General features: G+C 39.6%; 21 protein-coding genes. All 21 read left to right on the top strand.

Features of this window, described 5'->3' with window-relative positions; translation table 11 throughout:
- Positions 1-21: 21 nt before the first annotated feature.
- The 21 genes from rpsJ to rplO are packed head-to-tail and all read left to right on the top strand — an operon-like array spanning position 22 to position 9,263.
- Positions 22-333: a 30S ribosomal protein S10 gene (gene rpsJ / locus CHB58_RS07165; protein WP_089323427.1), complete on the top strand. Its 312-nt coding sequence runs from the start codon at positions 22-24 to the stop codon at positions 331-333.
- Positions 334-349: 16 nt separating this feature from the next.
- Positions 350-973 (top strand): 50S ribosomal protein L3, encoded by a 624-nt coding sequence (gene rplC / locus CHB58_RS07160; RefSeq protein ID WP_089323426.1) that lies wholly within the window; start codon positions 350-352, stop codon positions 971-973.
- Positions 974-983: 10 nt separating this feature from the next.
- A complete protein-coding gene (gene rplD, locus CHB58_RS07155) occupies positions 984-1,610 on the top strand; it encodes a 50S ribosomal protein L4 (RefSeq protein WP_089323425.1) in 627 nt (208 codons plus the stop codon).
- On the top strand, positions 1,607-1,930 hold the full coding sequence (gene rplW, locus CHB58_RS07150; protein ID WP_089323424.1) for a 50S ribosomal protein L23: 324 nt from the start codon (positions 1,607-1,609) through the stop codon (positions 1,928-1,930). The genes rplD and rplW overlap by 4 nt, the downstream gene beginning before the upstream one ends.
- 16 nt (positions 1,931-1,946) lie before the next feature.
- On the top strand, positions 1,947-2,771 hold the full coding sequence (rplB, locus tag CHB58_RS07145; RefSeq protein ID WP_089323423.1) for a 50S ribosomal protein L2: 825 nt from the start codon (positions 1,947-1,949) through the stop codon (positions 2,769-2,771).
- Positions 2,772-2,783: 12 nt separating this feature from the next.
- Positions 2,784-3,062, top strand: a complete 279-nt coding sequence (gene rpsS / locus CHB58_RS07140; protein WP_089323422.1) for a 30S ribosomal protein S19 — start codon at positions 2,784-2,786, stop codon at positions 3,060-3,062.
- A gap of 13 nt (positions 3,063-3,075) precedes the next feature.
- Positions 3,076-3,471, top strand: a complete 396-nt coding sequence (gene rplV, locus CHB58_RS07135; RefSeq protein WP_089323421.1) for a 50S ribosomal protein L22 — start codon at positions 3,076-3,078, stop codon at positions 3,469-3,471.
- A 12-nt stretch (positions 3,472-3,483) separates the two neighbouring features.
- Positions 3,484-4,182 (top strand): 30S ribosomal protein S3, encoded by a 699-nt coding sequence (gene rpsC / locus CHB58_RS07130; RefSeq protein WP_089323420.1) that lies wholly within the window; start codon positions 3,484-3,486, stop codon positions 4,180-4,182.
- A gap of 2 nt (positions 4,183-4,184) precedes the next feature.
- Positions 4,185-4,598: a 50S ribosomal protein L16 gene (gene rplP / locus CHB58_RS07125; RefSeq protein ID WP_089323419.1), complete on the top strand. Its 414-nt coding sequence runs from the start codon at positions 4,185-4,187 to the stop codon at positions 4,596-4,598.
- Between the two features lie 20 nt (positions 4,599-4,618).
- Complete coding sequence (gene rpmC / locus CHB58_RS07120) at positions 4,619-4,819, top strand: 50S ribosomal protein L29 (protein ID WP_089323418.1); 201 nt, start codon at positions 4,619-4,621, stop codon at positions 4,817-4,819.
- Positions 4,820-4,832: 13 nt separating this feature from the next.
- A complete protein-coding gene (gene rpsQ / locus CHB58_RS07115) occupies positions 4,833-5,105 on the top strand; it encodes a 30S ribosomal protein S17 (protein ID WP_089323417.1) in 273 nt (90 codons plus the stop codon).
- 28 nt (positions 5,106-5,133) lie between these two features.
- Complete coding sequence (rplN, locus tag CHB58_RS07110; RefSeq protein WP_089323416.1) at positions 5,134-5,502, top strand: 50S ribosomal protein L14; 369 nt, start codon at positions 5,134-5,136, stop codon at positions 5,500-5,502.
- Between the two features lie 12 nt (positions 5,503-5,514).
- Positions 5,515-5,862 carry a 50S ribosomal protein L24 gene (rplX, locus tag CHB58_RS07105; protein ID WP_089323415.1) on the top strand — a complete coding sequence of 116 codons (348 nt, stop codon included), beginning with the start codon at positions 5,515-5,517 and terminating at the stop codon, positions 5,860-5,862.
- Between the two features lie 23 nt (positions 5,863-5,885).
- Positions 5,886-6,440 carry a 50S ribosomal protein L5 gene (gene rplE, locus CHB58_RS07100; RefSeq protein ID WP_089323414.1) on the top strand — a complete coding sequence of 185 codons (555 nt, stop codon included), beginning with the start codon at positions 5,886-5,888 and terminating at the stop codon, positions 6,438-6,440.
- 15 nt (positions 6,441-6,455) lie between these two features.
- Entirely contained in the window at positions 6,456-6,641 is a 186-nt protein-coding gene (locus CHB58_RS07095) for a type Z 30S ribosomal protein S14 (protein WP_089323413.1), read from the top strand.
- 25 nt (positions 6,642-6,666) lie between these two features.
- The gene (rpsH, locus tag CHB58_RS07090) at positions 6,667-7,089 is read left to right on the top strand and encodes a 30S ribosomal protein S8 (RefSeq protein ID WP_089323412.1); all 423 of its coding nucleotides are present in this window, start codon (positions 6,667-6,669) and stop codon (positions 7,087-7,089) included.
- Positions 7,090-7,114: 25 nt separating this feature from the next.
- A complete protein-coding gene (rplF, locus tag CHB58_RS07085; protein ID WP_089323411.1) occupies positions 7,115-7,657 on the top strand; it encodes a 50S ribosomal protein L6 in 543 nt (180 codons plus the stop codon).
- 23 nt (positions 7,658-7,680) lie between these two features.
- Positions 7,681-8,046: a 50S ribosomal protein L18 gene (gene rplR, locus CHB58_RS07080; protein WP_089323410.1), complete on the top strand. Its 366-nt coding sequence runs from the start codon at positions 7,681-7,683 to the stop codon at positions 8,044-8,046.
- Between the two features lie 11 nt (positions 8,047-8,057).
- The gene (gene rpsE, locus CHB58_RS07075; RefSeq protein WP_089323409.1) at positions 8,058-8,615 is read left to right on the top strand and encodes a 30S ribosomal protein S5; all 558 of its coding nucleotides are present in this window, start codon (positions 8,058-8,060) and stop codon (positions 8,613-8,615) included.
- A gap of 2 nt (positions 8,616-8,617) precedes the next feature.
- The gene (gene rpmD, locus CHB58_RS07070; RefSeq protein WP_089323408.1) at positions 8,618-8,803 is read left to right on the top strand and encodes a 50S ribosomal protein L30; all 186 of its coding nucleotides are present in this window, start codon (positions 8,618-8,620) and stop codon (positions 8,801-8,803) included.
- Between the two features lie 7 nt (positions 8,804-8,810).
- A complete protein-coding gene (gene rplO, locus CHB58_RS07065; RefSeq protein WP_089323430.1) occupies positions 8,811-9,263 on the top strand; it encodes a 50S ribosomal protein L15 in 453 nt (150 codons plus the stop codon).
- The last annotated feature ends 3 nt before the right edge of the window (positions 9,264-9,266 follow it).

The raw sequence follows: 9,266 nt of genomic DNA, 5'->3' as shown, positions 1-9,266 counted from the left end.
TTAGACTAAGAGGGGTAGGTAATGGCTCAGGATCGCATAAGAATAAAGCTGATGGCTTACGATCATAGGTTGCTTGATAGATCTGTGCAGGAGATTATTGATACAGTTAAAAGGACTGGCGCTATAGTTGCCGGTCCTATTCCACTGCCTACGAAGCGCTCCGTTTGGAGTGTTATCAGGTCTCCTCACAAGTACAAATATTCACAGGAACAGTTTGAGATGAGAAGACATAGAAGGCTTCTTGATATTAAAAATCCAAAGCCGCAAACTGTAGAAGCGCTAATGGATTTAAAGCTTCCTGCAGGTGTTGATGTAGAGATTAAGCTTGATTAATTAAAGAGGTGAAACAATGAAAGGAATCCTCGGTAGAAAAATTGGTATGACACAAGTTTTTACTGAAGACGGCAAAGCCCTTGCTGTTACAGTTATAGAAGCAGGACCTTGCACTGTTGTTCAAAAGAGAACTCAGGAAAAGGATGGATATACAGCATTACAGCTTGGGTTTATGGAGAAAAACAAAGCAGAAGCTAAATTTCCAAAACCTCTTTTGGGACATTTTAAGAAGGCAGGAATTAAGCCGGTTAGATTTTTAAAAGAGGTTAAGTTTTCTGACGTGGATAAGTATAACGTTGGAGACAAAATAACCGTTGATATTTTCCAGCCTGGTGAAAAAGTAGATGTAACAGGAACTACAAAAGGTCGTGGATTTGCAGGTTATCATAAGAGATGGGGCTTTGGCGGTGGAAGAAAGTCTCACGGTTCCGATTTTCACGAAGGTCCAGGTTCTATTGGTGCATGTACTTTTCCTGGAAGAGTTCATAAAGGTAAGAAAATGGCCGGACATTACGGGAACGAGACAGTTACGGTGAAAAATCTTGAGATAGTTGATGTTATTCCTGAAAAGAACCTGATACTTGTAAAAGGTGCTATTCCAGGCCATAAAGGTTCCTTTGTAGTAGTTAAAGGAAAGTAAGGGGTGAACTATGGAAATAAAAGTATTAAATACAGAAAATCAGGAAGTTGGTACTGTTAAGATAAGCGACGATATAGCAAAAGCTCCTATAAAAAGTCATGCTATATGGGAAACTGTAAAGTGGCAACTTGCAAAAAGGCGCAGAGGAACTCACTCAACCAAAACAAGGGCAGAAGTTAGAGGAGGCGGTAGAAAACCCTGGCCTCAAAAACATACAGGTAGAGCAAGACAGGGTTCTATCAGGGCTCCTCAGTGGGTAGGTGGTGGAGTTGTTTTTGGTCCAAAACCAAGGGATTATTCTTACAATCTTCCTAAAAAGGTAAGGAAGGTTGCTTTAAGAAGTGTTGTTGCTGGGAAACTTGGAGATGGTTCTTTTATCGTTGTTGAAGATTTTGCCTTTGATCAGCCAAAAACAAAGCAGGCTGTAGAGTTTCTTAAGAAGTTAGGGCTTGAAAACGAGAAGGTTTTAATAGTTGTTTCTGAATTTGATGAGAATACATGGAAATCTTTTAGAAACCTTCCAAATGTGAAGCTTCTTGAGATAGAAGGACTTAATGTCTATGATATGCTCTGCTTTGATAAATGTGTTTTCTTTAAGTCAACTCTACCTAAATTAGAGGAGAGGTTATCAAGATGAAAACTCCTTATGATATAATCATCCGTCCGATTGTTACGGAAAAGAGTGTGCGTCTTGCGAATATGGAAGTTAAAAGCTCAAAAACTAAAGAAACCAGAAAGATTACTAAAGTTACATTTGAAGTTGACCTTAAAGCAACAAAGCCAGAGATAAAGGAAGCTGTTGAAAAGATTTTTGATGTTAAAGTTGACAAAGTGAATACGATTGTTGTTAAGGGTAAAAGGAAAGGGTTCAGAATGCTCAAAGGCAAGAGGAAGGACTGGAAAAAGGCTATCGTTACTCTCAAACCGGGGTATGAGATAGACCTTGAGAATCTGTAAGTAGAGGAGTTGAGAAATGGGAATAAAGAAGTTTAAACCATATACACCAAGTAGACGTTTTATGACCGTTTCTGACTTTTCAGAGATTACAAAAACAGAACCTGAAAAGTCTTTGACAGTAGGTTTTGTCAGGGGAACAGGTAGAAACAATCAGGGAAGGATAACCACAAGACATAAGGGTGGCGGTCATAAAAGGCGTTACAGGATAATTGACTTTAAGAGGGATAAGATAGGTATTCCTGCAAAAGTTGCAGCTATTGAGTATGATCCTAACAGAAGTGCAAGAATAGCCCTTCTTTTTTATGCTGACGGAGAGAAAAGGTATATCATCTGGCCTGATGGATTAAAGGTTGGAGATACAGTTGTTTCTGGCCCTGATGCAGAGATAAAGGTTGGAAATGCGCTTCCTTTGAGAAACATTCCTGTAGGTACTATAGTTCATAACGTGGAACTTAAACCTAAAAAAGGTGGTCAGCTCGCAAGATCTGCCGGATCTTTCGCCCAGCTTATGGGTAAGGTTGGAGATTATGCTCAGTTAAGGCTTCCTTCTGGTGAATTAAGACTTGTTCATCTTGACTGTATGGCGACAGTTGGTCAGGTAGGAAATATTGACCATGAGAATATTGTGATAGGTAAGGCGGGTAGATCAAGGTGGCTTGGTATAAGGCCTACTGTTCGTGGTACAGCGATGAACCCTGTTGATCACCCACACGGTGGTGGTGAAGGTAGAACTTTTGGTAAGCATCCTGTTACACCGTGGGGACAGCCTACTAAGGGATACAAGACAAGACCTAAGCGTAAGTACTCCGATAGGTTTATAATCAAACGCAGGACTAAGTAACGGAGGTTTTTGATGGGACGTTCAATTAAAAAGGGTCCCTATGTGAACCCTAAAATTTTGAAGAAAGTTAGAGCACTTAACGAGTCTGGAGAAAAGAAGGTTATAAAGGTTTGGGATAGAGCCTGTGTTATCGTTCCTGAATTTGTAGGCCATACATTTGCAGTTTACAACGGACAGAAGTTCATTCCGGTATATGTAACTGAGCAGATGATAGGACACAGGCTTGGAGAGTTTGCACTTACCAGGACTTTTAGAGGGCATGCGGGACAAAAGGTTGCCAAGAAGAAGTAAGGAGAGGTAGAAAATGGCTGTTGAGAACAGAGATTACTATAAAGAAGGTGAAAGAGGGTTTAAAACTCCGGATGAGGCAAGAGCTATCTGGAGAAAGGCAAGAATGTCTGCCTCTAAAGTGAGGCTTGTTGTTGATCTTATCAGGGGCAAACATATAGAGGAGGCACTTGCTATCCTTGCCAACTGCCCGAGAAAGGCAGCAAAGCTTGTTGAAAAAGTGCTTAAGAGTGCAATTGCTAATGCAGAGCAAAAAGGCCTTGATGTGGACTCTCTTGTAGTAAAGAAAGCTTATGTTGATGAAGGGCCAACAATGAAGAGAGTTAAACCTCGTGCTATGGGTAGAGCGAATATGATTAGAAGAAGAACCTGCCACATCACAGTGGTGGTAGGTACAAAAGAATCAAAATAACGGGGGTCAGCTTTGGGACAGAAAGTACATCCAGTAGGATTTAGGCTTGGAATAACAAAGGATTGGGAATCCAAGTGGGTTGCCAAGGAGAAAGGTAAGTATGTTAACTTTCTCCACGAAGATTTAAAGATTAGAAATCTTATCAAGCAGAAGTATTATCACGCAGGTATAGCCAGAATAGATATTGAAAGGACGCTTGATAAAATCAACATTAGAATATGGGCGGCAAGGCCGGGACTTCTCATAGCAAGAAAAGGAGCTCAAGTTAAAGAACTTAGAAGGATACTTGAGGGATTGACTGGAAAATCCGTGCACATAAACATTGAGGAAGTAAAGACACCTCAGTTAAATGCTCAGCTTGTTGCTGAAAATGTTGCTGCTCAGCTAGAGCGCCGTGTGGCGTTCAGGCGTGCAATGAAAAGAGTAATTGCTGATGCTATGAGAGCAGGTGCGAAGGGTATAAAAGTTCAGTGTGCTGGAAGACTTGGTGGCGCCGATATGGCAAGGATAGAATGGTACAGAGAAGGAAGGGTTCCTTTACAAACTATCCGTGCAGATATAGATTATGGCACGGCAGTAGCCCAAACTAAGTATGGTGTTATTGGCGTTAAAGTGTGGATTTACAAGGGTGATGTTTACAAAGACGAGACAGAGGAGATCCTCAAAAGACTTGAGAAGGAAGTTAAAGAAGAAATGGCAAGGGGTGAGTAACCATGTTGATGCCTAAAAGAACCAAATTCAGAAAACAGCATAGAGGAAGACTCAAAGGTAAATCTTATAGAGGAAATACTCTTGCGTTTGGTGATTACGGTATTCAGGCACTTGAGCCAGGATACATTACAACAAACCAGATAGAAGCTGCAAGGGTTGCCATTACGAGAACGATGAAAAGAGGTGGTAAGGTCTGGATAAGGATTTTTCCAGATAAACCTTACACCAAAAAACCTCTTGAAACTCGTATGGGTAAAGGTAAAGGTAATGTTGAAACCTGGGTTGCACCTGTAAAACCTGGAAGAATTATGTTTGAAATAGCAGGTGTTCCTGAAGGTGTTGCTATGGAAGCTTTAAGGCTTGCTATTTTTAAGCTTCCTATTAAATGTAGAATTGTTAAAAGGGAAGAAGCATAATTCCCAGGAAGGAGTAAGCTATGAAAAAATACACAGAAGATTTAAGAGCTAAAAGCACTGAAGAGCTTAGAAATATGGTTGCCGAGCTTAAAGAATCTCTTCTTAAGATGAGATTTAAAAACGCTTTCGGGCAACTTGAAAGCACTGCTGATATAAGGAAAACGAGAAGGCAGATAGCCCGTATTTTAACTATCCTTAGAGAGCGTGGGGTGAAGCTCTAATCTGGAGGAAGTAATGGCAGAAACAAGAGTTAATAGAAGAAAAGTAAGAGTTGGAGTTGTTGTTAGTGATAAGATGGATAAAACTGTAGTTGTTCGTGTTACAAGGGAGTTTAGACATCCTGTTTACGGTAAGCGTGTTAAGTTTTCCAAGAAATATATGGCACATGATGAGAGCAATCAGTGTCAGATAGGGGATGTTGTGAAAATAATGGAAACCAGACCCTTATCTAAGCGTAAAAGATGGAGAGTTATAGAGGTTATTGAAAAGGCCAAGAAACTTGGCTAAGTAAATTCCTGCTACAAGGAGTAGAGCGATGATTCAGGTTCAAACATATTTAAATGTTGCGGATAACACTGGTGCAAAAAAAGTTCAGTGTATAAGAGTTTTAGGTGGTTCAACAAGACGCTATGCTTCTCTTGGAGATGTTATAGTTGTAACGGTAAAGGATGCTATTCCAAATGCTACGGCTAAAAAGGGAGAAGTTTATAGGGCTGTTGTTGTTAGAACTAAAAAAGAGGTAAGACGTCCAGATGGGACTTATATAAAGTTTGACGATAATGCGGTTGTAATCCTCAATAAACAGGGTGAACCTCTTGGTACACGTATTTTGGGGCCTGTTGCCAGAGAGGCAAGACAAAAAGGATTTACAAAGATAGCTTCACTTGCTCCGGAAGTTATTTAAGGGAGGATTCTAATGGCTAAAAAGAAGTTTAAAATAAAAGCCGGCGATAAAGTAGTTGTTATTGCCGGTAAAGATAAAGGTAAAGTTGGTAAAGTTTTAAAGGTTTTACCTGAAGAGGAAAGAGTAATAGTTGAGGGTGTTAGGATCGTTAAAAAGCACCTTAAACCAAGTCAGAAATATCCTGAAGGTGGAATTATAGAGAAAGAGGCACCTATTCATATAAGTAATGTTATGCTTGCAGATCCAAAAGATGGCAAACCTACAAGGGTAGGAATTAAGTTTGAGAATGGTAAGAAAATCAGATATGCTAAGCGTTCTGGTGCTACCATAGATGAGATCAGCAAACCGGCGGGTCGGTAATCCGCTAAATTTAGGGAGGTAAGATGGATAAGAAGTATGTACCTAGATTAAAAGAGCACTACAAAAAGGAAGTTGTTCCTGCGCTGCAGAAGAAGTTTAATTACAAGAATGTAATGGAAATTCCAAAAATAGAGAAGATTGTTGTTAATATGGGTGTTGGTGAGGCTGTTCAGAATATAAAAGCTCTTGAAAATGCTATGAGAGACCTGGAGCTCATTACAGGACAGAAGCCTTCCGTGAGGAGGGCGAAAAGGTCTGAAGCTGGATTTAAACTTCGTAAAGGGATGCCTATCGGTGCTAAAGTGACCCTTAGAGGGGATAGAATGTATGACTTTCTTGATAGGCTTATATCCGTTGCTCTTCCAAGGGTTAGAGACTTTAAAGGATTGTCTCCAAAGTCTTTTGATGGAAGAGGTAATTACAACTTTGGACTAACAGAGCAGGTTGTGTTCCCTGAGATAGATTACGATAAGGTTGACGCTATAAGAGGAATGAATATAACTATTGTTACAACAGCTGAAACTGATGAAGAAGCGAAAGCTTTACTTGAAGCTTTTGGTTTTCCATTCAGGAAATAGTAAAAAGGAGGCATAATGGCAAGAAAAGCTTTAATAGTAAAAGCACAGAGAGAACCTAAATATAAGGTTAGAAAGTATAACAGATGTCCTCTCTGTGGACGTCCAAGAGGTTTCATAAGAGAGTTTGGAATGTGCAGACTCTGTTTTAGAACACTTGCCCTTCAAGGAAAAATCCCCGGAATCAAAAAGGCAAGCTGGTAAAAACACACTGGAGAGGTAAGGCAAAATGATGATGGATACAGTTGCAGATTTTCTTTCAAGGATTCGCAACGCAAACCTTGTATATAAAGAGTATGTTGATACTCAATACTCAAAGGTTAATGAGGCTATAGCTAAAATTCTTAAAGAAGAAGGTTTCATAAAGGATTATGAGGTGATAGAAGAACCCTTTAAAAGGGCTAGAAATCCTGAAAACAGAAGAAAGGTTTTAAGGATTCATTTAAAATATGGTCCTAACAGAGAAAGAGTTATTAATGAGATAAAAAGAGTATCTAAGCCTGGTAGAAGAGTATATGTTGGTGTAGAAGATATTCCTCTTGTGAAAGCTGGACTTGGTGTTGCCATTCTCTCTACCAACAAGGGAATAATTCCAGGTTATAAGGCGAGAAAGCTTGGTGTTGGTGGAGAAGTTCTCTGTTACGTATGGTAAAACCAGATATTAAAGGAGTGGAGCTATGTCAAGAATAGGTAAAATGCCTGTTGAGATACCTCAGGGAGTAACTGTAGAGGTTAAACCGGGAAATCATGTAGTTGTTAAAGGTCCAAAAGGACAGCTTGAATTCACCTTTAATCCTAAGTTAACTATAAAAGTTGAAGGGAATCAAGTTATAGTTGAAAGGCCGAATGATGAAAAGCAGATGAAAGCTTTGCATGGAACCACAAGAGCTATCATTAATAATATGGTTATAGGTGTTTCAAAAGGTTTTGAGAAGGTTTTAGAAATTAAAGGTATAGGTTATAGAGCTTTTGCTAAAGGTAAAAATCTTGAGCTTCATCTTGGTTTTTCTCATCCTGTTATTTATCCTATACCAGAAGGTATAGAAATAGAAGTTGACAGGGATAACAATATTTTTGTTCGTGGAATAGATAAGCAAAAGGTAGGGCAGGTTGCTGCAGAGATCAGATCCTTTAGACCGCCTGAGCCTTATAAAGGAAAAGGTATTAGATATAGAGGTGAAAGAATCATTCTTAAGGCTGGTAAATCAGCCAAGAAGTAATCTCTTATGAAAGAGGGGTAAAAATGGCAAAGATGACAAGAAAGGAACGTATACTAAGGAAACATAGAAGAGTAAGAAAGAAAGTTTTTGGGACTTCAGAAAGACCAAGACTTGCAGTATATAAAAGCTTGAAACATATGCATGCTCAAATAATAGATGACACAAAAGGTATTACACTTGTTTCAGCTTCAACGGTTGAGAAAGAGATTAAAGAGAAAGTTAAAGGTTTAACTAAGACAGAAGCTGCAAAAGTTGTGGGTCAGGTTATTGCTGAAAGAGCAAAGGAGAAAGGTATTAAAGCTGTTGTATTTGATAGAGGTGGTTTTATATACCACGGTCGTATTAAGGCTGTAGCTGAAGGTGCCAGAGAAGGTGGTTTAGAATTTTAAGGAGGTAATTGATGGCTAAGAGGGTAAAACCTGAGGGATTGGAGCTTAAAGAAAGGCTTGTTCATATCAATAGAAACGCAAAGGTTGTGACAGGTGGTAGAAAGTTTAGTTTTACAGCTTTTGTTGTTGTTGGTGATGGTAATGGTGTTGTTGGTTTTGGTAGGGGAAAAGCATCAGAGGTTCCTGATGCTATAAGAAAAGCTACTGAAGATGCTAAGAAAAACTTAATAAAAATTCCTGTAGTTGATGGTACCATACCTTATGAGATTCAGGAGCGCTTTGGTGCGTCAACAATTATAATGAGGCCGGCGGCTCCTGGTACTGGAGTTATTGCATCTGCTCCTGTTCGTGCAGTTCTTGAATCTGCAGGTATTACCGATATCTTGACAAAAGTTATCGGTTCTACAAATCCTCATACTGTTGTTAGGGCTGTCCTTAAAGCACTTGAAAAGCTCAAACTTCCTGAGGAGTTTGCAGAGCTTCGTGGTGTGTCAACAGAGGAGCTTAGAAAACGCTGGAAGCTTCCAGGAAGAAAGATTACGCCAGAAGGTGAGATAATCAGGAGGTAACAATGGCAAAAGTTAAGATAACTCTTATTAGAGGGCTTGCTGGCAAGTCAAAGAAAAAGAGAGCAACCCTTGAAGCTCTCGGCCTTAGAAAGAGAGGTAAAAGTACAGTTAAAGAACTTAATCCTGCTATTGAAGGTATGATAGATAAAGTTAGAGAGCTTGTAAAAGTAGAACCTCTGGAGGAGTGAAATGGATATCAAATTACATAATTTAAAACCGGCAGAAGGTGCTGTTAGAGAGAAAAAGAGAGTTGGTAGAGGACACGGTTCTGGAGTTGGTAAGACTTCAGGTAGAGGTCAGAAAGGGCAGAAAGCCCGTTCTGGATGGAGTGGTGGAACAAGGCCTGGATTTGAAGGTGGCCAGACACCTCTTTACATGAGATTTCCAAAGAGAGGTTTTTCTAACTATCCGTTTAAGAAAGAGTACGAGGTTGTTAACGTAAAAGATTTAAATAGGTTTGAAGAAGGAACGGAAGTAACCCCAGAGCTTCTTGTAAAAGCAGGGCTTGTTGCAAGGAATAAGCCTGTTAAAGTTCTTGGCGATGGTGAAATTACCGTTAAGCTTACTGTGAAAGCTCATAAATTCTCCGGTTCTGCAAAAGAGAAGATAGAAGCTGCCGGTGGCGTTTGTGAAATTATAGAGAGGTAATAG

This window comes from Desulfurobacterium atlanticum, from assembly GCF_900188395.1.
Classification (GTDB): Bacteria; Aquificota; Aquificia; order Desulfurobacteriales; family Desulfurobacteriaceae; genus Desulfurobacterium_A; species Desulfurobacterium_A atlanticum.
The sequence above is the reverse complement of the archived record's forward strand: the minus strand, read 5'-3'. Positions and strand labels throughout refer to the sequence as shown.